This is a genomic window from Microbacterium sp. NPDC076768 (assembly GCF_040687205.1).
Classification (GTDB): domain Bacteria; phylum Actinomycetota; class Actinomycetes; order Actinomycetales; family Microbacteriaceae; genus Microbacterium.
In genome coordinates, this window is record NZ_JBFBMU010000001.1 from 968750 (window position 1) to 992063 (window position 23314).

Genomic DNA, 23314 nt, shown 5'->3' on the forward strand with positions numbered 1-23314 from the left:
TCGATTAGTATGCCCCGCTGGGCTGAACCATGACCTTGGCGGTACGCCACATGATCTGCAGATCGTTCATCACAGACCAGTTCTCGACGTAACGCAGGTCGAGGCGCACGCTCTCATCCCAGGAAAGATCGCTGCGGCCAGAAACCTGCCACAGGCCGGTGATGCCCGGCTTGATGTAGAGGCGGCGGAATACCGTGCCGTCGTACGCGGTGACCTCGCTGGACAGCGGCGGACGCGGCCCAACGACGCTCATGTCGCCAATAAGAACATTCCAGAACTGCGGGAGCTCGTCGAGAGAAAGCTTGCGAAGCACGCGACCAATGCGTGTCACACGAGGGTCGTCCTTCATCTTGAAGAGCAACCCAGCGCCCTCGTTCTGCGCCTTGAGTGCGGCGAGCTGTTGCTCGGCATCTGTCTTCATAGAGCGGAACTTGACCATTTTGAAGCGACGGCCGTCACGACCAACACGCTCCTGGAAGAAGAAGACGGGGCCTGGCGAGTCCAGCTTGATGACGAGCGCAAGAACCGGGGCCAACAGTCCGATCGGGATCAGTGCCACAGCGGCGACGGCGACGTCAAGCGCGCGCTTGAGCATGTGCTGACCGCCTTCGTAGCGAGGGATCTGCACCTGGATGAGAGGCAGGCCCTCGACGGGAGCAAACGAGATTCGCGGGCCAGCGACATCGGTAAGACGGCTCGAGAGCACCAGCTCGGCAGCGGTTCCTTCAAGCTGCCAGCTCAGTCGCTTCACGAACTCGGGGTCGCCCTCTGGGCGGCTCGCCACGATGATGGTGTCGGCGCCGACTTCGGCTGCGACCGACGACACGGAGTTCACGTTCCCCAGAACCGGGAACCGCGCGTCGTCGATCACAATGTCACGAGCGTTGCCATCGAGAAGCGTCGCGCCGACCACCTGGTAACCGGATGCACCGATCGGGTGCAGCGTCCGAACCACGTACTCCACATCGTCTCTGTTGCCGACAACGAGTGTGCGAGAAGCGAAACGCCCTTCCGAGCGCTGCGTCTGCAACCAATGGCGCCACATCCACCTGGTCACAAGAAGCGTCAGTACACCGAACGGTAGTCCGACAAGCAGAGTCAATTGCATTGACTCCCACGCAAGCAAGACAGCCACCATGGCGATGACACCAAAGGCAAGTCCGCTGGCGTGCGCGACGCGTCGGTATTCCGTCGCACTGGCGCTGAACAGCGCGGCGTCCCGCGTGTGCAGTGCGCTGAGCAACAGGTACCACAGCGCGGCAAGGGGAATGCCGTCGCGCAGTACGTCAATACCGGAAACGCCGGCCGCCAGCTGGATTGCCCCTGTGAGTCCGACGGCGAACAGAATGACGGCCGCATCCGTGATGCGCAGACGCATCCGATAGCGGCGCTCCCACTGCCGACGCCTCTCCAAGGTCGCCGAAGCGCGCGGTGTGACAACCGTGCGCGTCACCGACTTGGTAGCTCTCGGAGCGGCAACAGGAATGAGGCCCGTGCGTGTGATGCTTACTGCATCTTCGACGGACGTCATGCCGAGGCTCCGTGAGCCGTGACCGTACGCAAAAATCCCCAGTGCGTCATGTGATAAATCCCCAGATTCCCCAAAACCATGAACCCCACGTTCACGGCGATTGTCTGCGTCCCGACCCCTCGGGTCCCGCTGAAGATCTTCACGATTCCCTCATCGTGAAGTGCGTTTTTTCACCGTCCCACACGGTGAGCGCTATCAGCAGGCGCTGCAGACAATCTCTACATTAGCGGAACATGCTTCTAACCGAAAGTTACTCCCTCGAGTGGATAAAATCTGTCCCCGAAAGTCCCCCTTTTGCCCAGAGCCTGTTAGTCTTATGGGGCAACGTGTGAGCATCGCCTTCTTGGGCCGCCACGTCGCCACTGATCAGGGCCGCTAAGGACCGCGCACATCGACGCGTGCGGATTCCGCCCTTGTTCTCACATCTTGCGGAGCGCTCGTGCGTGTCCGCCACAAAGCAATGAGCATCACCATGAGTAACACCACCTATCCGACCTCTAATTCGTTGGCTTGGAAGCAAGCAGACGCCGATGTACACGTAGCAACGCGTGACGGCGAGTTCGCTGGTTTCGTCGAGTTTGACGGCGTCGCACACCGCGTCCGCGACAACCACGGTGCCGATCTCGGCGCCTTCGTCGCCCTCGACGCAGCCTTCCTCGCGCTCGAAGGCGTGTACACGCCAACGCGCCAGGGCGGTAACCTCCCTCGTTTCCTCCCGCGCGCGTGGCGCCGTAGGTCCCGCCGAGCGCGCGCCTGAACCTTCGAATCCCACCTTTTTTGGCGTTGTCAAGGGGGGTAGAAGTATTCCCGAGTGTGCATAAGGCACGAGTTACTGTGAAGTAAGCGTTGGGCGACCGCCTTGGGCTTACACAGCTCACGGGCTCCGATCGACAGGAGAAGGTCATCTCCAGCACACAGATCGAAACGACCGAGGCAACACTCGGTCCGATTCGCCAAACGTATTCAGGCAACGCGGAGTTCCCTCCGATGGCCAAGGCATATAAGCAGGTGTCTCAGGTCGTCAAGGAGATGGGCCTGCTCCGCAGGGCGAAGTGGTTTTATGCCTTCGTCGCGGCCGGCATTGTGATTGCCCTTGGTGGGCTAGTGACCGGGTTCATTCTGCTGGGTGACAGCTGGTTCCAGCTACTCATCGCTGCAGGCCTCGGCATTGTCTTCACACAGATCGCGTTCCTCGCCCATGAGGCAGCGCACCGACAGATTCTTACGACGGGCCCAGCCAACTTCCGTCTGGCGCGCATCCTCGCCGGCAGCATCGGTATGAGCTACTCCTGGTGGGACTCCAAGCACACCAAGCACCACGGCAACCCGAACCAGGTGGGCAAAGACCCCGACATCGAGGTCGACACCATCTCTTTCCTTGAGGAAGATGCCGCGCAGTCCAAAGGGCTGGTGCGTCTGATCACCCGCAAGCAGGGATGGCTTTTCTTTCCGCTGCTCACCCTTGAAGGGCTCAACCTTCACTACATCGGCCTGAAGCACCTCACGACGAAGCGAAACGTGAAGGGACGCTGGATCGAACTCGGCATCATCGCTCTGCGGTTCGCGATCGTGCTCATTCCGGTCTTCATGATGCTTCCGCTGGGCATGGCCTTCGCCTTTATGGGCGTGCAGATGGCTGTCTTCGGTGTCTACATGGGAGCCTCGTTCGCTCCGAACCACAAGGGCATGCCGATCATTGACCCGAGTGCCCGGCTCGACTTCTTCACGAAGCAGGTGCGCACTTCTCGCAACATTCGCGGCGGATGGTGGGCCACATGGCTCATGGGCGGACTCAACTACCAGGTCGAGCACCACCTGTTCCCGAGCATGCCGCGACTGCACCTGTCGAAGGCACGCGAGGTCGTGCGCGAATACTGCGCAGCAAACGATGTTCCTTACACGGAAACCAGCCTGGGACGCTCGTACATGATCGTGATCGAGTACTTGAACCGTGTCGGTCTCTCGGCCGGCGCAGACCCGTTCGATTGCCCCGCAACGGCGCAGTTCGGACGCGCGTAACGACAACAGACGTCGGGGGGATGACCCACCCCGCAACAACAGAGGCTCGAGCAGGAATTCCTGCTCGAGCCTCTGTTGTTGTGCGAACTAGTTGGAAGACTTGTCTTCGGTCTCCACTACATCGATCGTGATCTTCTCTAGCGGGCTGTCATCGTCGAGCTCGTCTTCGAGGACCTCGTCGCCGAGGAAGGTCTCCTCCGGGGCCTCTTCCGCTTGAGGCGAGGTCTTCTTGCCATCGGTCGTGCCTGGCTCGGCCAGCTCCGCGGGGAGAGCGTCATCAGAGAAGATGCCGTCTGGGCGGATGAGTTCCTTGACCTCGGCCATGAAGCTCGAGAGCTGCTGCTGCTGCCACCGCAACTGCCGCGTGCGGTCTTCAGCGTCGTGCAACACCGCCGTGGTGTGGTTGGTGACAGAGTCCACGATCTTCTGCGACTTTACGCGTGCGCGGTCGAGGATCTCGCGAGCACGCACCTGCGCATCCGCTTCGATGGCCTGTGCCTGTGTGCGAGTGAGGCGTTCGTAGTCTTCGGCACGAGCGGAGATGCGCTGCGCGTGCTCCAGAGATGCGGCGACCTGCTCGTTCGCGTCATTCGTGATGCGCTCCGCGTGCGCGACTGCCTGGTTGTGCAGCACGAGGAACTCCTGCTGGGCGTCATCCTGACGACGCGTCAGGGTTTCTTCGAACTCCAGCACGCGAGCGTTCATCTCCCGCACTTCGCGCTCCGCATCTGCGCGCAACTGGGTGGTCTCTCGCGTGACGAGGGAACGCAATGCTGCTGCGCCCTTCTCTGCCTCGGTGCGAATCGCCGTTGCTTCCTGCGCCGCCTGGTTCACCTTTTCGGCGGCATGCGCTGCTTCGCGCTCGATGCGAGCTTCGTGAGCCGTGTACTCGGTGTCCATCTTCAGACGAACCTGGTCGGCATCGCGCTGCGCCTGAGCGGTGATCCGCTCGGAGTCAGCGTCGGCCTCTGCGCGCTGAGCCGTGACCTCTTCGCGCGCGGAAGTCATCAGACGGTCTGCCTGCACCGCGGCGTTCTGAATGAGAACGTTCGCCTGCTCTTCAGCGACTCGAAGAATAGCCTCGAACTGCTGACGCGACGGCGCTTCCTCTCCATTGGGCTGAGGGGCGTCGACGAGTTCGGAGGTCAGCGTTGCGACCTGCTGCTCTGCTTCGGCAATCTTCGCGTTCGCCGCAGTGAGCTCGCTCTCGAGCGCCTCGCGAGCTTCACGTTCTTCCTGAGCTTCGTTGCGCACAGCCTTGATGGCATCGGCTTCGCCCGACTGCGCAGCGGCCAGATCAGCCGCAATCTGCTTGAGCTGGTTGCGCAGAGACGAAAGAGCGGAATCGACCTCGCCCTTGTCATAGCCACGGAAACCAATCGTGAACGTATCCTGCTGGTCGTTTGGCGTGGTCTCGATTAGTTGGTCGAAGAAATCGGGCGAACGTTCGCCATCACGGTCTGCGGCTCCGGAGGATTCGCTCATGGGTTTCATGCCTTTCTGCGTGGTCACACGGGGAGAGGTGACTCCCACCCGCTATGCGGGTCCGTGAGACCGGATGAGGAGATCGTCAATGCGCGCCTCGCAGCGTGAGTCGGCAAGCCGACGGGCAAGGCGCGCCCCCAGCATAGTTGCGTCGGCCATGTGTTGTCCGCTCGAATGTGCAGACTTCGCCCTCACGGACGCCTTACCTGCGCCTACCGAGGCGCATCTCGTCAAGAAGAACTGGTGAGACGGTCCAGGGTGAGTTCGCCTGACGCGTTCAGTGCCTTCATCATCTCGGCGATCAATCGCGCGTCAACGGGCGGAAGTTCCGCTCTGTCGAACCCAAACTGCAGCGGGATGGCGGGGTGGATCCAGACGGTAGCGCGCTGATCCACGCTGCTTTCGACCGGTCGCCAGGTCATCATGAAACTTTCTTGACGGCGGAGTTTCGTCGCAATGACGATCTTCAGGTGCGCCAGCGTAGCGTCCTCGATAATGATCGGATCTGAGGTTCCGTCGTAGCGCAATCTGCCCATACTGCACGGTACACCCGTGAGGCCCCTGCCTCTTATTGCGGGATGATGCAATCCCCTTCTGTGAAAAGAGGCTCGCGGTTAGCGTCGCGCAGTAACGACAGTGCAAATGAGTCGAGACAAGCAGAGGGTGAGAGGCAGATGATGACGCGCACACGGATCGTGGTCGATGGAGCTGGTTTTCTGCTGGCCGAAGAAGAAGACACCGTCGATGTGAAGCGGCGGATCGAAGCAGCGGCACAGTCCGGGGGAAGATTCATCGACCTCGCGGTAGCCGGCAGCGGGGAGGTCAGCGTGCTCGTGTCGACGTCGACACGAGTGGTGATCTCCCGGGAATCCGTCGACTTCGACGTGGGAAACGGCGACGAGGATGTCGCCTCTTACGGAAGCGAGTACGACATGCTCTGACGCATGCCGTGCGCCCTGGTACGGTGACGTCGGTGGGCATCATGCCCCTGGGGCCGACGAGCAAGAGAGAACATCGAGATGATGCGACCACCGCGCGCGCGTCTAGGCCGGATCGGAATCGTCGCTGTTCTCGCCGTCTGCATCGGGGCGCTCGCTCCTTCTTTGACGTCGTCGACTCCGGCTGTGGCGGCGGTAAATGGGCAGATGGTCCATCCTGCTTCCGGCAACATTCAATCGAAGGTCGGGGACGGCTGCCGCAACAACTACCGCGCACATGAGGGCATCGACATCTCAGCGACCAGGGGAACGCCGATCCTCGCCGCCTACGACGGGGTGATCAAGTCGCGTACCGTCAACAGCGGCTATGGCAACTACACCGATGTGGAGCACCCCGGCGGTTACGTCACGCGCTACGCGCACATGGCTTCGCCTGGCACGTACGCCCCTGGCACGCGTGTGGTTCGGGGCCAGCAGATCGGGGTGATCGGCAACACGGGAAACTCCGCGGCCTATCACCTGCATTTCGAAGTGCGTTTGAACGGGACTGTCTATACGGCCGTGAACCAGGGCTATACCTGCCTTTCGAACGTGACCCGCGGCGCAGCAATCCCGATGTTCTTCCCCGGGCTCGGCTCGGGGCCAGCACCTGCTGTCGTCTCGGCGGATTACACCGGCGATAACAAAGCGGATCTCCTGGTCGTTGCGGGCGACGGGGATCTCAGCCTGCGAGCGGGGACAGGCTCTGGGGGATTCCAGGGCATAACGAACCTCTTCGGCAGCTGGGCTGACTCTCGAAGGCATGTCACCCATACAGACTTCAACGGCGATGGCAGGGGCGACTTTCTCGCGGCCAGGTCTGATGGCATCCTCGAGTTCTATGCAGGCAGGGGCGCTGGCGCGTTTGCGAGCGCCACGAGCGTGGGCAACGGTTGGTACAACATGTTGCACACGGCATCCGGTGCCGACTACACCGGTGACGGAAAACAGGACGTCCTCGGCGTCTCTTCTGCGGGAGTGCTGACGATCTATCGGGGCAACGGAACCGGTGCTTTTGGCAGTCCTCACGTCACCGTTGGCGGAGGCTGGCAAGGGTTCCATTTCTTGATCGGTGGCGACTTCAACAACGATGGCCGCGGCGACATCATTGCTATGAGTGACACCGGCACCCTCTACTTTTACCCTGGCAAACCAAATGGGTTTGAGACGAGGCGCGTCGTCGGCTCCGGTTGGGTGGAGTTCACGGCGGCTACGGGAGGCGTCGATTACGACGGCGATGGACGGGCCGACGTGTTGGTGCGCACTCCCTCGGCTCAGCTCTACCTCTATCCGGGACGAGGCACCGGTGAGTTCGGGGCGCGAAGGCTTGTCAGCTCCGATTGGGCCGATCACCTCGCCATCGAATAGCCGCAGAGTGCGGCGTATCGTTAGCGCATGCCTGGTCGCACATTCGAAGAGATCGCGGTAGCGCTCTACTCCGCGCCTCTGGCAGAGTTCGTTGGATCGCGTAAAGCGCGCGCCAGTGAAGTCGACGATGCTGAACTCGACGCCCAAATTCGCGCGCTTCGTAAGCCATCGATCGCTGCGTGGGTGGTGAACGTTTTTGCGCAGGAGCGGGCGAGCCAATTGGGGGAGGCGCTGCGATTGGCGCGGGAGCTCCGAGAAGCGCAAAAGGATTTGGATGCCGCTGCCCTGGCGAAGCTAAACAGAGATCGACGCGCGCTCACGACGCGGCTTGCAGGCGTCGCCGCGGAAGTAGCTGCCTCCCGTGGTGAAAAGATCACGCCGGCGACGCGCGAAGCCGTAGAGCAGAGCATCTCTGCGGCGTTTTACGATCCAGCGGCGGCAGCGGCGGTCGCGTCTGGGCGGCTGGTGCGTGCGCTTGATCCGTCGGTAACAGCGACGGATATTCGTGACGCCGTTGTGGGGGATCTGCCAGAACTGAAAGACGAGCCTCCGCAGCGACCAGACGAGCTTCAGGCGCGACGAGCGCGCCGCGAAGCTGAGCGACTCCTCGCAGAGACGGAGAAAGAACATGCTGCTGCCCAGCGAGACGTCGAGAAGAAGGAAGCGGCTCTGGAGAGGTTGCGCGCGAAGAAGGAAGAACTATCTGAGCGCGCGGCGGAACTAGAAGCTCAGCTGACCAAGGCGCGGGCGGAAGCAGACAGCGTGAACGAAGATCTTCCGGCGGCAGAAGCTGAGCGGAAAGAAGCGAACAAGAGAGTCGCCGCCGCGGCGAGGGATGCAGACCGTGCGCGGGAATCGCTGGAGAGCTTGGCTTCCTCATAGAGGCACGAACAGCGGAACTGCCATCCAGATTGCGACGCCTATCAACGTCGCCGCAAAGAAGTAGTCCATCCGACGTCTCGACCTCTCGCTTCGAAACAGCAGCGCGAGTGCGGAGCCTGCCGATGTCCACACCACAAACGCGAGGAGGTTGTTCAGCGTGAAAACAGTGGTGATCGTCAGCACCGTCACGACGTCGTCATTCAGCGGGGGTCGGAGGAACTGAGTGAACATCACGGCGATGATGTAATACGCCTTCGGATTCAGCAACAGCACGCCGGCGCCCGTCCAAAACCCCATCCGCGTGTGAGACGTGTCGAACTCGTCAGCGTGCGTGTCTGATCGAGCGCGCGCAGAGCGAATGAACCGAAACGCCAGCCACAGGATATAGATTCCTCCCGCCGCCGCAAGGGTTCGAGAAACCGCGGGGTTCGTGAGGATTGTGACCCCCATGCCCATTCCGATCGCGGCCGTAACGACGAAAGTCGCTACGTGATAGCCCGCCAGCGCCGGCACTGCCGCGGAAAGCCCCTTCTTCGCGCCAATCGCTGCAAAGAAAGCGTTGCCCGGACCAGGGCTGTAGGCGAGGGGGAGGAGAAAAATCACCAGCGCCACGACGGCTTCGATACTCATCTGAGCAACGATCTACGCTCAGCGTGATGAACGCTGGCCGGAATCAGCCTCGACGTTCAGGGCAAAGCAAAACCCCCACCATGTTAGAAGCTAGGTGGGGGTTTCTGAGGTGATTGTAACGATCACCCTGTGGCTCCGACCGGCATCGATCCGGTGACCTTTCGATTTTCAGTCGAACGCTCTACCAACTGAGCTACAGAGCCGCGCGACTGGCGAACCTGTCGCGTCCTAGACGAAGAGCCCTCTCCGAAGAGAGAGCCCATCGCACGGAGCGACCCTGACGGGACTTGAACCCGCGACCTCCGCCGTGACAGGGCGGCACGCTAACCAACTGCGCTACAGGGCCATACTTGTTTTCAATTATATCGGAAAGTTGTGACCCCAACGGGATTCGAACCCGTGCTACCGCCGTGAAAGGGCGGCGTCCTAGGCCGCTAAACGATGGGGCCGTTCTGTCCCGGAGGACTTCCTTGCCGACACTCGAGCATAAGGGATGATCTGACCAAATTGCGAATCGAGGGCGCGGCAACCTTGTCGCGACCACTTTCGGACGCACTATGGGGGAGTTGCGCGTCTCACGCTGACACCAGCAGAAGCTGGTGCAGATGTGAAAGTTGTTGTTAGTGTGACAAGTGTGAAACCGGCGGAAGGGGCCGAGTGAACAGCAAGATCACGGTAGACGCTGCCGCTGCAGCAGCGTCTGAGGACTGCGGCTGCGCGCCCACTCCTGCCGAAAGTCGCGCGTTCGAGAAGATGGGCGTGAGTCGCCGCGGGGCCATCGGCCTCGGCGTGCTGAGCGTCGTCGCGCTCAGCGCCTTCGGGATCTCCAACGGCGTTTCTGCCGCCAACGCTGCGACGTACCCCAGCTGGGACGACGTGCAGCGCGCGAAAAACAACGAAGCATCGAAGGCCGCCGAAGTCTCGCGTATCGAAGGACTCATCCAGTCCCTGACGCAAAAAGTCGCGGACACGGAGGCGGCAGCGAAAGTCGCCTCTGACGAGTTCTACGAAGCTCAACAGACCTACTTCGCTGCAGTGACCGAAGCTGATCTGTTGCAGACAAAGGCTGATGAGCAGGCGGCGGTAGCGGATGAATCCGCGCGCAAGGCCAGCCAGGTCGCCGCACAGATTTACCGCAACGGTGGCGATGACACCTCGATGGAGCTGTTCTTCGCCGGTTCAGCAGAAAATGCCGATGAGTTGCTTGCGCGCCTCGGCACCATGGACAAACTCCTCGAGTACAACCAGTCGGTGTACGACGACGCTGTCTCGGCACGCAACTCAGCGCAGTCCCTCAGCGACCAGGCCGTTGTGGCGCGCGACGAGCGTGACCGTTTGCAGAAGGTCGCCGAGGAGAAGATGGTCGTTGCGCAAGAAGCCGCACAGGCTGCGCAGGCCGCGCTCGATGAGCAAGCAGCCAACCTCGAAACGATGCAGGCGCAGCTCGCAGCGCTCAAAGACACAACCACCAAAACGGTGGCCGGATACCAGGCAGGAGTCGCCGCGCGGGAGAAAGCCCGCCGAGAGGCAGAAGCGGCCGCAGCCGCCGCCGCAGCCAAAGCCGCCGCGGCCGCAGCAGCCGCCGCCGCAGCAGGCGGAGGCGGCGGTAGCAGTGGCGGTAGCTCGCAAGGGACCGGCGGCTGGCGACGTCCGCACGGTGGCGGCAACAGCTCGGGCTACGGGCCCCGCTCTCAGCAGTGTGGTGCCCAGGGATGCTCCTCGAGCTTCCACTATGGAACTGACTTCGCCAACGGCTGTGGTGCTGCAATCTACGCCGCAAACTCCGGCACAGTCGACTACGCCGCGTACAACGGCGGATACGGCAACTACATTCGCATTCAGCACGGCGGTGGCGTCGGAACCGGCTACGCGCACATTCGCGACGGCGGCATCCTTGTGCGCTGGGGGCAGTCGGTCAGCGCTGGCCAAGTCATCGCCTACGCAGGCAACACAGGTCGCTCATTCGGTTGCCACCTGCACTTCGAGGTGTACGTCAACGGCGGCGCAGTGAACCCTGTCGCGTTCCTTGCCGCACGTGGCGTTTCTGCATAAGCCAGAATCTATCGACAGACGAAAAACCCCCGGCCGCCAGTTGGCGCCGGGGGTTTTCGCGTCAGACGTATTCGGCCGACAGGGTCAACTGATCAGTGCCCCTGCTCGCCGAAGCGCACAATCGACTCGTCGAGGATGCGCTGTGCCTCTGCGGCGCCAGCCCACTCGTCAACCTTGACCCACTTGTTGGGCTCGAGGTCTTTGTAGTGCTCGAAGAAGTGCGCGATCTCTTTCTTCGTGTAATCGGCGATGTCTTCGATGTCTTGGATGTGGGCCCACCGGGGGTCCTTCGACAGAACAGCGACGAGCTTGTCGTCTCCGCCGGCCTCATCGCTCATCTTGAGCACAGCGACGGGACGCACCTCGACGACAACGCCGGGGTAGATCGCGTGGTCAAGCAACACGAGTACGTCGAGCGGGTCGCCGTCTTCGCCGAGCGTGTTCTCGAAGTAGCCATAATCGGCCGGGTAGCCGAAGGTCGTGTAGAGCACGCGGTCGAGGTGCACTCGTCCGGTTTCGTGGTCGACCTCGTACTTCACGCGGCTGCCGCGCGGAATCTCGATAACGGCGTCGTGTGCGCCCATGCGTGTGCTCCTCAAGAAAAGTTCGGTTGGATACCGCGGACTAGCCTACCCGCGGTGCCTGCGCCGAACATGGCAGTGCTTTAGCGTGGGAGGGTGCCGTCTCTTTCTCCCGCCATTGCTGAGATCCGCCTGGCCGTGCGCACCGCACTCGCCAACCTGCCGGAAGGAGCGGCCGTCGTCGTTGCACTCTCTGGCGGCGCCGACTCGCTTGCGTTGGCGGCGGCTGCTGCCTTCGAAGCTGCCAAGCGCGGCCTTCGCGTGACAGCCGTCACAGTGGACCACGGCCTTCAAGAGGATTCCGCCGAGGTGGCAGCAGCTGCCTCACGGGCCGCGCAGGAATTGGGGCTAGAGGCTCGCGTGATGCAGGTCGACGTCGCAGGGGAGGGCGGCCCAGAGGCGGCAGCACGCGAAGCGCGCTATGACGCCTTGCGTGAAGCCGCAACGACTATCGGCGCATCCGCAGTGCTCCTCGGTCACACGTTCGACGACCAGGCCGAAACGGTTCTTCTCGGACTAGCGCGAGGGTCGGGAGCGACCAGCCTGCAAGGGATGGCGCCCATGCGAGCAGACAACAACGGTGTGCGGTGGATGCGACCGCTGTTGGGGACACGACGCGAAACAACGCGCGCCTTCTGCGTCGCCGCCGAGCTCGATCCCTGGAACGACCCACACAACCTCGACGACCGCTACGCCAGGGTGCGGGTGCGCGAGCGGGTGCTGCCGGCGCTGGAAACGGAGCTCGGACCGGGCATTGCCGCGGCGCTGGTTCGCACAGCCGAGCAGTTGCGCGAAGATGCAGAAGCATTCGACGAAATGATCAACGAGACGATCGAAGACATCGTCGAACACGCAGAAGCGGGGATTTCGGTGAGCGTGCCAGCGCTCGCCGCGAACCCCGCTGCACTGCGCAACCGCATCATCCGGCTCGTTGTCGACAGTGAGTTCGGGGTCAGCCTGACACGAACACAAACCCTCGAAGTTGCTCGCCTCGTGACCCACTGGAGCGGCCAAGGTCCGATCGACTTGCCAGGGTGCTCCGCCACTCGTCACGGAGCGCGCATCGTCTTCACTGCCTTCCGCCGCTGATTTGTCGTCTAAAATCAATCCATGCGCGCCGCGGAGATCCAGGACGACCTTGCACAGATCCTCGTCACAGAGGAGGAGATCCTCGCCAAGCTTGATGAGCTCGCGGCGCAGGTCGCCCAGGACTACGAAGGTAAAGACCTCGTCCTCGTTGGAGTACTGAAGGGCGCGGTCATGGTGATGGCCGACTTTGCGCGCGCTCTCCCCTTCCACGCTCCGATGGACTGGATGGCTGTCTCCAGCTACGGTGCCAGCACCAAATCAAGCGGTGTGGTTCAGATTCGCAAAGACCTCGACACTGACCTCAACGGCAAGCACGTGTTGATCGTGGAAGACATCATCGACTCCGGCCTGACACTGAGTTGGCTCTTGGAGAACTTCGGATCCCGCGGGGCTGAGTCCATTGAGGTGCTCGCGCTTCTACGCAAGCCGGAAGCCGCGAAGGTCGTCATCGACTGCAAGTACGTGGGCTTCGACATCCCCACCGACTTCGTCGTCGGGTACGGTCTGGACTACGCCGAGCGCTACCGCAACCTGCGTGACGTTGCGGTGCTTGCTCCGCACGTATATTCCTGACGCTTCGACAAGCTCAGCGACCCACGCTTCGACAAGCTCAGCGACCGACGCTTCGACAAGCTCAGCGACCCTGTGTCGAAGGGCGGTCCCTGAGCCTGTCGAAGGGTACGCCGTGGGTGAACGCACAGCGACCCCCTCAGCCGGGCGCGATACGCTAATCCGACCATGAATGTGAAGAAGCTCACGCGCAATCCGCTGATCTATGTCGCCCTGATCGGCCTGCTGCTCTTCGGCGGATTTTTGTTGATCTCAAACCTGGGCGCGCCAGCGCAGATCACGACCCAAGAAGGACTCAAGCTCCTTTCTGGCGATACCGTCACCGAGGTCGTGAACACAGACGGCGATCAGCGTGTCGACATGACGCTTTCGGAGCCGTATGAAGGCGCCGAGAACGTGCAGTTCTACTACGTCGAAGCGCGGGCAGACGAGGTCGTCACCGCCGTCAACAACGCCGAACCAAAGGACGGCTTTGACGACGCGGTTCCACGCGCCACCTGGTTCGACGGCTTCCTCTCCCTTCTCCTGCCGCTCGTGCTGCTCGGGCTGCTGTTCTGGTGGCTGCTGTCTTCCATGCAGGGCGGTGGCGGCAAGGTCATGCAGTTCGGCAAGTCCAAGGCGAAGCTGGTCAGCAAAGAGACCCCCACCGTCACATTCGCCGACGTCGCTGGTGCAGACGAAGCGATCGAAGAACTCGACGAGATTAAAGAGTTCTTGCAGGATCCAGCGAAATTCCAGGCCATTGGTGCCCGCATTCCGAAGGGCGTGCTGCTGTACGGCCCTCCAGGAACAGGCAAGACGCTTCTCGCCAGGGCTGTCGCCGGCGAAGCAGGCGCACCGTTCTACTCGATCTCCGGATCGGACTTCGTGGAGATGTTCGTCGGTGTCGGCGCCTCTCGGGTGCGCGACCTGTTCGGCCAGGCGAAAGAGAACGCGCCAGCCATCATCTTCATCGACGAGATCGACGCCGTCGGCCGTCACCGTGGTGCAGGCATGGGCGGTGGCAACGACGAGCGCGAGCAGACCCTCAACCAGATGCTGGTCGAGATGGACGGGTTCGACCCGAACGCAAACGTCATCGTGATCGCGGCAACCAACCGCCCAGACATCCTTGACCCTGCACTGTTGCGCCCCGGACGTTTCGACCGTCAGATCGGTGTCGACGCACCTGATCTCAAGGGTCGCCAGAAGATCCTGGAAGTGCACAGTAAGGGCAAGCCACTGTCGAAGAACGTCGACCTTGAGGTCGTCGCGCGAAAGACTCCTGGCTTCACCGGTGCAGATCTTGCCAACGTGTTGAACGAAGCGGCTCTGCTTACCGCACGCTCCAACGCGCAGCTGGTCGATGACCGTGCGCTCGATGAGGCTATCGATCGCGTGATCGCCGGTCCTCAGCGCCGCACCCGCGTCATGCGCGATAAGGAACGTCTCATCACTGCGTATCACGAGGGTGGCCACGCGCTCGCCGCGGCGGCAATGAACTACACCGATCCCGTGACCAAGATCACGATCCTTCCTCGTGGCAAGGCGCTCGGTTACACCATGGTGTTGCCGCTGGATGATAAGTACTCGATCACTCGCAATGAGCTACAAGATCAGCTGACCTACGCGATGGGCGGCCGCGTGGCGGAAGAGATCATCTTCCACGACCCGACCACCGGTGCATCGAACGACATTGAGAAGGCGACATCGATCGCTCGCAAGATGGTCATCGAGTACGGCATGACCACTCAGGTTGGCCCCGTGAAGCTCGGCAGCGAAGGCGGCGACGTGTTCGTCGCGCGCGACATGGGCCGCGGACGCGAATACTCCGAGAAGGTCGCCGAGCGCGTTGACGCTGAGGTGCGTGCCCTCATCGAGCAGGCGCACAACGAGGCCTACGAGGTGATCAGCGCAAACCGCGACATTCTCGACAAGCTCGCATTGTCATTGCTGGAAGAGGAAACCCTCGACCACATCCAGATCGCCGAGATCTTCACCGAGGTGAAGAAGCTTCCTGAGCGCCCGCTATGGCTCTCCAGCGAAGCGCGTCCGGTGTCAGAGCAACCGCCGATCGAGGTGCCAAAGAAAGACGTCTCGCTCGCAGCATCCGTCGAAGCCAGCGCGCAGAACACGCAGCAGGGACCAGCAGGAGCCGGTAACCCGCGACCGGCGACGGCATGACGTGACCGTCGACGTGCAACGAGTCGAACGGCTCACTCGCGAACTGCTCGAGGCGATTGGAGAGGATCCTGATCGTCCGGGGCTGAAGCAGACACCTTCGCGCATGGCCGAGCTGTACTCGGAGTTCTTCTCTGGCGTCGGAGAAGATGCGGGCGCGCCGCTGGAGCGCACGATCAGCGTTTCGCGCGGACCCGCACCAGACACGTTGCCCTCAGGGGCTGTGCTGCTGCGCGACATTCGATTCCGTTCAGTGTGCGAACACCACCTGCTGCCCTTCGCTGGCCATGCCCACATCGCCTACCTCCCTGGGGAGCAGGTCGTGGGCCTCGGCGCTCTTGTGCGTGTGGTCGAAATTCTGGCCGCGCGCCCGCAGGTACAGGAACGACTCGGAGAGCAGATCGCCGACACGATCGCTGATCATCTCGACACCAGGGGAGTGCTCGTCGTGCTCGATGCGAGCCACGGGTGCGTCACCATGCGCGGCGGTCGGCAGCCGGAGGCATCGACGCTGACTATCGCTGCTCGCGGCGAATACACGGAAGCGGCAGCGCGCGGTGAATTGATTTCGCTGATTGGCCCTTCGACAGGCTCAGGGACCCCTTCGACAGGCTCAGGGACCCCTTCGACAGGCTCAGGGACCCCTTCGACAGGCTCAGGGACCCCTTCGACAGGCTCAGGGACCCAGGGGGCGGGCTCGGGGGGCCCTTCGACAGGCTCAGGGACCCAGTGGGTGGGCTCAGGGGGCCAGGGGGCGGACGCAGGGGGCCAGGGAAGCCGATGACGGGGATCTGGGGAATCGTCAACGTCACACCGGACTCGTTCAGCGACGGGGGACGATACCTGGATGTTGATCGAGCGGTTGCCCACGGACTAGCCCTCCGCGCCGACGGCGCCGGGGTGCTCGACGTCGGCGGAGAATCCACGAGGCCGGGTGCCGACAGGGTCGGTGACCGTGTTGAACAGCAACGGGTGATCCCTGTGATCGAACAGCTTGTCGCGGCAGGTATCCCCGTCAGTATCGACACGCTCAGCGCCGCAACCGCGGCCGCTGCGGTGCGGGCAGGCGCCAGAATCGTCAACGATGTCTCCGGAGGTCTCGCCGACCCCGAGATGCGAGCGGTTGTGGCTGAATCGGGCGCTGACTATGCCATCGGGCATTGGCGCGGCTTCTCTGTCGATATGTATGCCAATGCGCAATACGGCAGGGTCGCTCGCGATGTAGCCAGCGAGTTGCACGAACGCATGAGTGAAGCCGCTTCGGCAGGGATTGCGCCATCACGGCTGATCGTCGACCCAGGCATCGGTTTTGCCAAGGCCGGCGAGCAAAATTGGGATCTCCTTCGGGGGCTCGACGAGATCATGGCCCTCGGTCCTCGCGTGTTGATCGGCACTTCTCGAAAGCGATTCCTCGCCGACGTTCTGCGTCACGACAGCGCAACGAACGCTGAGGTGTCGGAGGCGCGACGTGACCTCGCGACCGCAATCACCAGCGCATTTGCTGCCCGCGCTGGTGTGTGGGCCGTGCGGGTGCACAACGTGGCCGCGACTCGTGATGCTCTTGCGGTCGCACACGCCTGGACAGCCTGAATACTCGCTCGGCTGATCGCGCGTTTGCCACGTACGCTAAAGGCATGGATTTCCTTGACGAGATCGTCCTCACTGGCCTTGCCGTTTTTGGTCGTCACGGCGTATACGCGCACGAACGCGAGGAGGGCCAGGAGTTCACGATCGACCTGCGTCTGCGGCTATCGCTCGAGCAGGCTGCGGCATCTGACGACGTCAGCGATACCGTGCACTACGGCGAACTCGCCGAGAAGGTGGGCGCAGTCGTCTCCGGCGAGCCGGTGAACTTGATCGAGACGCTCGCTGAGCGAATCGCGGATGTGGCGCTGCAGTACTCACGGGTGCAGAACGTGACAGTGACCGTGCATAAGCCCAACGCCCCCATCTCGCTCAAGTTTGCCGATGTGGCCGTCACCGTGCACCGCAGTCGCGCATCAGAGGCGCTTGAAGACATCACCATATGAGCCGCAATCTCGCGAACCCGCCGAAGCCTCCCGCTCCCGGTCCTGAGCGACCGGAAACAGTCGCCGTGGTGGCGCTGGGCGCCAATCTCGGAGAGCGCCACGATGCCATTCGCGCGGCCGCCGAACGGATCTCCCGACTGCCGCTCGTGAGCGATGTGCGGCTCTCTCAGCTTTTTGAGACCGTGGCGCTCCGCTTGGATGGCCCAGATCCTGACGCGCCTGGCTACGTTAACGCGGTCGCCTTGGTGACCACGCGCTTAGCCCCCGAGATCTTGTTGGGAATGCTGCACGCCATCGAAGATGAGAACGGGCGTGAGCGGCGGGAGCGGTGGGGTGACCGCACGCTCGACCTCGACCTCATCACTTACGGGGATGTCGTATCTGACGTGCCGCGCCTGCAACTGCCACATCCCCGAGCAGCAGAACGCCTCTTCGTGCTCGATCCTTGGCTCGATGTCGATCCAGAAGCGCAGCTTCCCGGGCACGGTAGCGTCGCCAACCTCGCGCGCGAGCTGCATGTCAGGGATGCAGAATGAAACGTACCTCGGCAGGGTTGCTCAGCCTTCTTGCGGTCCTCGGCGCCGGCGGCGGATTTCTGCTTGATCAAGTTCTCACCGCCAGCGGACGGATCACCTTCACTCCGTCTTTGATGCTGCCGGTGTTGCTCGTGCTCATCGCCGCTGCGTCGCTCGGTGTTGCCTGGCCAGTGCGCCGCAGTCTGCGCTCCGGTATTCGCATCGATCCGTTCCGCGCACTGAGGGCGGCAACGCTTGCCCGTGCCTCCAGCCTGCTGGGGGCGATCATGGCTGGCTTCGGCGCCGGGCTGTTGATGTTTCTCCTGTCGCGGCCTGTCGATCCACAGGTAGGGTCTACTGTGGCCATGCTGGCCCTGATCGGGAGTGCGATCGTCCTCACCGTCGCCGCACTCATCGCCGAGCAATTCTGCACTCTGCCGAAGGACCCTGATGACTCAGAACCCCGAGAACGCGCCACTGAACCCGGCGGCGGGTACTGACCTCGACCCTCTAGACGCTGGTACATATTCTGCGCTGCGCACAGCGCGAAATGAAGCAAGGCTAGAGCTGGATGGCGCATGGCACCAGATCTCGCCGCGCTACGTCGTTTCGCAGTTACTGCAGAGCGTGATCTTCATCGTTATCGTGGCTGTGGCGGCTGCCGTGCTCTACTTTGCGCTGGACCAACGCTGGGTCTGGATTCCTGCGGCGGCGTTGCTGGTCTTCACCGTTATTCCGATGATCATCTTGCCGCGGCAGTCGAAGGCGATCGGCTACATGCTCCGCGACGACGACATCGTGTTCCGCAAAGGAATCCTGTGGCAGCGCATGGTTGCGGTTCCGTACGGGCGCATGCAACTGGTGGATATCACCCAAGGGCCGCTCGACCGCGCTTTCGGGATCGCTCAGCTGAAGATGGTGACAGCCGCCGCGACGACCGGTGTGCAGATCCCCGGCCTCACGCACGCGGCCGCTGAGCTGCTGCGTGACACGCTGATCCACGTCGCAGAAACCCGCCGGACCGGACTGTGAGCGACCCGCAGCAGCCTGTCTCCCCGCCGGAGGGCGTCGCTGACGCTACCCCACACACCGGCCTCGCGAATGGCGAGTGGCACCGGATGCATCCGCTCACCCCCCTGTTTAAGGGCGGGTTGGCGCTGATCATCGTCGCCGGAATCGTGATCGCGAATATGCGCGATCGTCTCATCGCGTGGGCAATCGCGCTTTTTGCCCCGGAAGAAGCACAGTACGACGACTACAGCGGCACCGATCCCGTTGATTGGGTGCTGTCGAACAACCTGATTCTGGTCGCGCTCCTCGCCGTGCTCGGGGTTGTCGTGGTGCTGGTGCTGGTCTTCGCCTTTATCTGGCGGTTCCATCAGTTCCGGATCACCGGCGATCACGTCGAGGTGCGAAAAGGAATCATCTTCCGCTCTCATCGGCGTGCTCCCCTCGACCGCGTTCAGGGTGTGAACCTCACTCGTCCCTTCCCTGCACGCATTATTGGGCTCGCCAAGCTGGAGGTCGTGGGCGCAGGCAACGACTCGAACGTCGAGCTTGAATATCTCGCGACAGGTCGCGCGGAGGCGGTGCGAGCCGACATCCTCCGATTGGCATCCGGCGCTCGCGCGGCACGCCATGCCGCGCTCAACCCCGGAGCAGCCGATGCCGCCGTCTCTGGCGCTCAAGCCTCTGCGAGAGCTCAACTGGTCGGATCAATGAACGCCGGCGTCAACGACCTGATCGCCGGGGTCGATCTTGCCGATGTGGTGCCGGAGAGCGTGGTGAAGATTCCGACAGGCCGTCTGGTCGGAGCGCAACTGATTTCTGGCGCGCTGTGGTTTGTTTTCTTTGGCGTGATCTTTGCGTTCACGCTGGGCGCCGCGATGATCGGGATGTTCCTCGACGGCGATGCCGGTGGTGGCGCTGTGCTTCTCGGCCTCGGCTTCGGAGTGGGAGTACCGTTCGTCATCGCCGTAGTCGGTATCACCTGGGCGCAGATCTCGAAGTCTTTGCGGTATTCGATCGCTCCGACTCCAGACGGCGTCCGCATCACCTACGGGCTTCTCACCACGGTGACCGAGACGCTTCCCCCCGGCCGTATCTTCGCCGTCGAGGTATCTCAGTCCCTGCTCTGGCGTCCGTTCGGATGGTGGACGATCAAGATCAACCGGATGAGCGGCAAGAGCGTCACGCAACAGTCGTCCGGCAGCGGACAGCAGTTTAACGTTGTGCTGCCAGTGGGAAAGCGCGCAGATGTGGAGCGTGTGCTTGCGCTCGTTCTGCCAGACGTCCCCGCCTCGAGCATTCCTTTTCTCTGGGACCACGGGGTCGTGGGTCCGGCCGACGGTGATCCGTACAGTCACATGCCGCGGCGGGCCGGCTGGCGTCGCCCGTTCTCATGGAAACGTCATGGTTACCTGGTGACCGATTTTGGAGTCTTGCTGCGTCGAGGCAACATATGGCGCAAACTCGCAGTGTTCCCGCTTGCGCGTCTGCAGGGAGTGTCTCTCAACCAGGGGCCCATCGATCGCCAGCAGCGGGTGTCTGGCGCGCAAATCCACTCCGTGATCGGCCCGATTACTGGCAACCTCTCCGGTCTTGAGCGGGCAGATGCAATGGCGTTGCTCGAAGACGCCAGCGCACGAGCAGCGGAGGCCGCCTTACGTGACGGGAGTCACCGCTGGGGCGAGCACGCGACGCCGATGGCACCGCCAGTCGCGCCTCCTCCCTACACCGGCCCGCCGCCGGTCTTCCGCGAGAATGAGCAGTTTGCTCCGCCGCCTCCTCCCGCTGCTCCTCCCGCTCCGCCCGCTCCTCCTGCAGTGACGGGGGAGTGACGGTGGTACGCGATGGACGACTCGGCGTCGGCATCATCGGTGCAGGCCGAGTCGGACCTGTGCTGGGCGCAGCGCTGGGTGGTGCGGGTCATGCGGTCGTCGGGATGACGAGCGGTTCTGACGACGAGCGAGCATCCGCTGTGCTCCCCGACGTGCCGGTGCTGGAGGCGCTGGAAGTTGTGCGACGCGCCGAACTAGTGATCATCGCGGTTCCGACGCGGGAACTGGCCTCGCTGGTTGCGGGCATTGCAGAACTGGGCGGATGGCAGATCGGACAGCTCGTGCTGCACACCGACCCCGCCTTCGGCACTGAGGTGCTCCGCCCAGCTGCCGAACGGGGGGCGATTCCCCTCGCTGTGCATCCCGCGATCACGTTCACTGGCACGTCGATTGATCTCCGGCAGTTGCAGGCGAGCTTTGCTGCCGTGACTGCCCCCGCCGCGGTGTTGCCCATCGCTCAGGCGCTCGCCGTAGAAATGGGCTGCGAGCCCGTCGTGATTTCAGAAGAAGACAGGCCAGCCTACGCCGATGCGATCGCAACAGCCACCGAGTTTTCCCGATCGATTATTGGCCAGTCCACCGCGCGGTTGCGCGAAATCGGCGTCGAAAACCCTGGTGGTTACTTGTCGGCACTGGTGCAGTCCACTGTTGAGCGGGCGCTAAGAGACGCGACAGACACCCCGCCGCTGCTCTAGCTTTCGCTTCGTCGGAAACGTGCTCGACTAGCGTCCGCCGGAGAACCCTCCGCCACCTCCGCCGCCGGAGAACCCGCCTCCGTATGACCCGCCTGCGCTCGAAGACGCGGCGGGCGTGTAGCTCGCGGCTGACTGCGAGGAGGCAACGAAAGTGGCGAGCTGTGCGTGGAGCATGAATGACGTCGAGCTACCCATCCACGCAGCGCCACGCTCTTCGCGTGTATATGCCTGCTCCAGCACGTCTGCCCATTCACTCTCCATGCCGAACAGGATGGCGTAGGGGAGGAGTCGTTCATAGAGATGGATCACGTCGGCCGTGCCGTCAGCTCGGCGTTCGGCACCGCTATACGACTGCAACATGCGCAGGCGGTCCGCTTCCGCTACCCGGATGAACTCTTTCACTCCCTCGAGGTACTCAAAGGCGAGTGCGCCCTCGCGGGAGAGCACTGTGTGGCGTGAGAACGCATACAGGCTGGACAGCAGAACCAGGAAGACACAGAGAGAAGCAATGAAAACCGCGGGGATCACGGAGAGTCGCCCGGTTGTCGCTCCCCAAATCGCGAGCGCCAGGCTCACGCCGACAACGCCGATTGCGCACCATTGCAGAACGACGGCGGTCTGGCTCCGCGATTTCTCTGTGAAGCCCCGACTCTCTGCCTCTTCGTTCCCTCGGGTCTGGAGACCCACCATGCGAGTGGCGAAATCTTCATCGGCGGTCGGGAGATCGAGCTCTCCTGCCTCACTGGCCCCGACAAAGATCGCGTCGAGCGCTGCCCGGTCGAGATCGTCGAGTTCGTCGGGAGTCGGCGGCTCGGGAAGTCGGGTCAGTCTCGGTTCTGCAAGATCTGTGCCCTCTTCGATCCGAAGCTGCTGACGAACAGCAAGGTGAACGATCTCGGCGGGGATCGCTGCCGTGGTACCGGGAACGAGAGTGGCGGCGAGGAGCGGCGGCAGCGAGGTCGGTACATCGTATTGCGCGATCACGATTCCGGTGGCCGTGCGTTTTCTGCGTGCGAACGCGGATACCGCCACCCAGCTACCGACGGAGAGGGCCAGACCTGCGACAGCCGCCACGATCGGAACTATGTCGCCGACGGGGTCGGGGGTGCGGGCAGGCGGCTGCGTCACGGTACCCGGCTCGAACCCGATCGCAACGGTCACGCCGTTTCCGGCAGCGCGCGCGCCCGATTCCACCTGGAACGTCGCCACATCGCCATCGGCGACTGGTCCTTTCAGCTCGCACTCGTCTCTGGACTCTGCCTTGCCGGCATAACAGCGGTTGGATCCGGTGAGTGCCGCACTCATCGCACTGTCGAACCGGATATCAGCGCGAAAGCGCTCGATAGGTTGAGTGTTGCTCAGGGGCAGCAGATTCCAGTAGAACTCGTCGACGGACGAGCGCGTCGATTCTGGTGCCGGCACGGTTGCCAGAACAACATCGCGCATCTCGTACTCGATCACATATGTCGTGAGGCCCTGCACGTACTCGTCTGTGCCGGTGAGTATGTAGATAAGCCCATCTTCGTCTTCCGTCTCGTATGGCACTGGCGCACCATTCTCATCACTCACCGAGATGATCAGCGTCTCTGTGCTGGCCCCTTCATAAGACGTCGGGAGGCCGCGAACAATGCCGCGATTCTGATCGAAGTCGGGAAAACGGGCGACAAGAGTCTCCACGACCTTCATCCGCGCTCGGCCCTCATCGTCGAGACCAACCTCGTATACGGCATCCCACGAAGCGTAAGAGAAATCGTCGACGTCACCGCGAGTACCGTCATCGGATGCGGCAGCGATAGCTGTGGGGAAGACGATGGCGATGCACGCGAGGAGAACGACAGCGAACGCGCGAAGTACCCGAGGAACGGCCATTCTTTGAGGCTACAGAGCATG

22 protein-coding genes, 3 tRNA genes and 1 pseudogene are annotated in these 23314 nt (G+C 62.6%); 17 read left to right on the top strand and 9 right to left on the bottom strand.

Features of this window, described 5'->3' with window-relative positions; all coding sequences use genetic code 11:
* Positions 1 to 4: 4 nt before the first annotated feature.
* Positions 5 to 1531 (bottom strand): sugar transferase, encoded by a 1527-nt coding sequence (locus AB0O87_RS04770; protein WP_363512232.1) that lies wholly within the window; start codon positions 1529 to 1531, stop codon positions 5 to 7.
* A gap of 472 nt (positions 1532 to 2003) precedes the next feature.
* On the opposite strand from AB0O87_RS04770, the gene AB0O87_RS04775 reads away from it, so the two are divergent.
* Positions 2004 to 2288, top strand: coding sequence for a hypothetical protein (locus tag AB0O87_RS04775; protein WP_363512234.1), 285 nt, complete (start codon positions 2004 to 2006; stop codon positions 2286 to 2288).
* An 89-nt stretch (positions 2289 to 2377) separates the two neighbouring features.
* The gene (locus AB0O87_RS04780) at positions 2378 to 3550 is read left to right on the top strand and encodes an acyl-CoA desaturase (protein ID WP_363512236.1); all 1173 of its coding nucleotides are present in this window, start codon (positions 2378 to 2380) and stop codon (positions 3548 to 3550) included.
* Positions 3551 to 3637: 87 nt separating this feature from the next.
* Here the strand turns inward: AB0O87_RS04780 and AB0O87_RS04785 are convergent, their stop codons facing one another.
* Both AB0O87_RS04785 and AB0O87_RS04790 read right to left on the bottom strand, forming a co-directional pair.
* Positions 3638 to 5035 carry a cell division initiation protein gene (locus AB0O87_RS04785; protein WP_363512238.1) on the bottom strand — a complete coding sequence of 466 codons (1398 nt, stop codon included), beginning with the start codon at positions 5033 to 5035 and terminating at the stop codon, positions 3638 to 3640.
* Positions 5036 to 5265: 230 nt separating this feature from the next.
* Positions 5266 to 5571 (bottom strand): hypothetical protein, encoded by a 306-nt coding sequence (locus AB0O87_RS04790; RefSeq protein ID WP_363512240.1) that lies wholly within the window; start codon positions 5569 to 5571, stop codon positions 5266 to 5268.
* A gap of 141 nt (positions 5572 to 5712) precedes the next feature.
* Between AB0O87_RS04790 and AB0O87_RS04795 the strand changes: the two genes are divergently transcribed.
* From AB0O87_RS04795 to AB0O87_RS04805, 3 genes are all read left to right on the top strand, one after another.
* Positions 5713 to 5976, top strand: a complete 264-nt coding sequence (locus tag AB0O87_RS04795; protein ID WP_363512242.1) for a hypothetical protein — start codon at positions 5713 to 5715, stop codon at positions 5974 to 5976.
* Between the two features lie 78 nt (positions 5977 to 6054).
* Complete coding sequence (locus AB0O87_RS04800; RefSeq protein WP_363512244.1) at positions 6055 to 7380, top strand: VCBS repeat domain-containing M23 family metallopeptidase; 1326 nt, start codon at positions 6055 to 6057, stop codon at positions 7378 to 7380.
* A 27-nt stretch (positions 7381 to 7407) separates the two neighbouring features.
* Positions 7408 to 8262 (top strand): transposase, encoded by an 855-nt coding sequence (locus AB0O87_RS04805; RefSeq protein ID WP_363512246.1) that lies wholly within the window; start codon positions 7408 to 7410, stop codon positions 8260 to 8262.
* Here AB0O87_RS04805 and AB0O87_RS04810 read toward each other — a convergent pair.
* From AB0O87_RS04810 to AB0O87_RS04825, 4 genes are all read right to left on the bottom strand, one after another.
* Positions 8257 to 8892, bottom strand: coding sequence for a LysE family translocator (locus AB0O87_RS04810; protein ID WP_363512248.1), 636 nt, complete (start codon positions 8890 to 8892; stop codon positions 8257 to 8259). The genes AB0O87_RS04805 and AB0O87_RS04810 overlap by 6 nt on opposite strands.
* Positions 8893 to 9022: 130 nt before the next feature.
* A tRNA-Phe gene (locus AB0O87_RS04815) sits at positions 9023 to 9095 on the bottom strand.
* A 69-nt stretch (positions 9096 to 9164) separates the two neighbouring features.
* A tRNA-Asp gene (locus tag AB0O87_RS04820) sits at positions 9165 to 9238 on the bottom strand.
* 30 nt (positions 9239 to 9268) lie between these two features.
* A tRNA-Glu gene (locus tag AB0O87_RS04825) sits at positions 9269 to 9341 on the bottom strand.
* Between the two features lie 208 nt (positions 9342 to 9549).
* Here AB0O87_RS04825 and AB0O87_RS04830 point away from each other — a divergent pair.
* On the top strand, positions 9550 to 10944 hold the full coding sequence (locus AB0O87_RS04830) for a M23 family metallopeptidase (RefSeq protein WP_363512250.1): 1395 nt from the start codon (positions 9550 to 9552) through the stop codon (positions 10942 to 10944).
* A gap of 92 nt (positions 10945 to 11036) precedes the next feature.
* On the opposite strand, the gene AB0O87_RS04835 is transcribed toward AB0O87_RS04830, so the two are convergent.
* Positions 11037 to 11528, bottom strand: coding sequence for an inorganic diphosphatase (locus AB0O87_RS04835; protein ID WP_363512252.1), 492 nt, complete (start codon positions 11526 to 11528; stop codon positions 11037 to 11039).
* Positions 11529 to 11621: 93 nt separating this feature from the next.
* Between AB0O87_RS04835 and tilS the strand changes: the two genes are divergently transcribed.
* From tilS to AB0O87_RS04890, 11 genes and pseudogenes are all read left to right on the top strand, one after another.
* Positions 11622 to 12614, top strand: a complete 993-nt coding sequence (gene tilS, locus AB0O87_RS04840) for a tRNA lysidine(34) synthetase TilS (protein WP_363512254.1) — start codon at positions 11622 to 11624, stop codon at positions 12612 to 12614.
* 21 nt (positions 12615 to 12635) lie between these two features.
* Complete coding sequence (gene hpt / locus AB0O87_RS04845; protein ID WP_363512256.1) at positions 12636 to 13187, top strand: hypoxanthine phosphoribosyltransferase; 552 nt, start codon at positions 12636 to 12638, stop codon at positions 13185 to 13187.
* Positions 13188 to 13352: 165 nt separating this feature from the next.
* The gene (ftsH, locus tag AB0O87_RS04850) at positions 13353 to 15347 is read left to right on the top strand and encodes an ATP-dependent zinc metalloprotease FtsH (protein WP_363512258.1); all 1995 of its coding nucleotides are present in this window, start codon (positions 13353 to 13355) and stop codon (positions 15345 to 15347) included.
* Between the two features lies 1 nt (position 15348).
* Positions 15349 to 15924 (top strand): annotated as a pseudogene (gene folE / locus AB0O87_RS04855) (GTP cyclohydrolase I); the annotation flags it as partial.
* Between the two features lie 200 nt (positions 15925 to 16124).
* The gene (gene folP / locus AB0O87_RS04860; protein WP_363512260.1) at positions 16125 to 16934 is read left to right on the top strand and encodes a dihydropteroate synthase; all 810 of its coding nucleotides are present in this window, start codon (positions 16125 to 16127) and stop codon (positions 16932 to 16934) included.
* A 44-nt stretch (positions 16935 to 16978) separates the two neighbouring features.
* A complete protein-coding gene (gene folB / locus AB0O87_RS04865; RefSeq protein WP_363512262.1) occupies positions 16979 to 17374 on the top strand; it encodes a dihydroneopterin aldolase in 396 nt (131 codons plus the stop codon).
* A complete protein-coding gene (folK, locus tag AB0O87_RS04870; protein WP_363512264.1) occupies positions 17371 to 17910 on the top strand; it encodes a 2-amino-4-hydroxy-6-hydroxymethyldihydropteridine diphosphokinase in 540 nt (179 codons plus the stop codon). The genes folB and folK overlap by 4 nt, the downstream gene beginning before the upstream one ends.
* Entirely contained in the window at positions 17907 to 18389 is a 483-nt protein-coding gene (locus tag AB0O87_RS04875) for a DUF3180 domain-containing protein (RefSeq protein WP_363512266.1), read from the top strand. The genes folK and AB0O87_RS04875 overlap by 4 nt, the downstream gene beginning before the upstream one ends.
* On the top strand, positions 18340 to 18921 hold the full coding sequence (locus AB0O87_RS04880; protein ID WP_363512268.1) for a PH domain-containing protein: 582 nt from the start codon (positions 18340 to 18342) through the stop codon (positions 18919 to 18921). Before AB0O87_RS04875 ends, AB0O87_RS04880 begins: the two co-directional genes overlap by 50 nt.
* Positions 18918 to 20729, top strand: a complete 1812-nt coding sequence (locus tag AB0O87_RS04885) for a PH domain-containing protein (protein WP_363512270.1) — start codon at positions 18918 to 18920, stop codon at positions 20727 to 20729. Before AB0O87_RS04880 ends, AB0O87_RS04885 begins: the two co-directional genes overlap by 4 nt.
* A gap of 2 nt (positions 20730 to 20731) precedes the next feature.
* Positions 20732 to 21424, top strand: coding sequence for a DUF2520 domain-containing protein (locus tag AB0O87_RS04890; RefSeq protein WP_363512935.1), 693 nt, complete (start codon positions 20732 to 20734; stop codon positions 21422 to 21424).
* 27 nt (positions 21425 to 21451) lie between these two features.
* On the opposite strand, the gene AB0O87_RS04895 is transcribed toward AB0O87_RS04890, so the two are convergent.
* On the bottom strand, positions 21452 to 23293 hold the full coding sequence (locus tag AB0O87_RS04895; protein WP_363512272.1) for a DUF2207 domain-containing protein: 1842 nt from the start codon (positions 23291 to 23293) through the stop codon (positions 21452 to 21454).
* Positions 23294 to 23314: the final 21 nt, after the last annotated feature.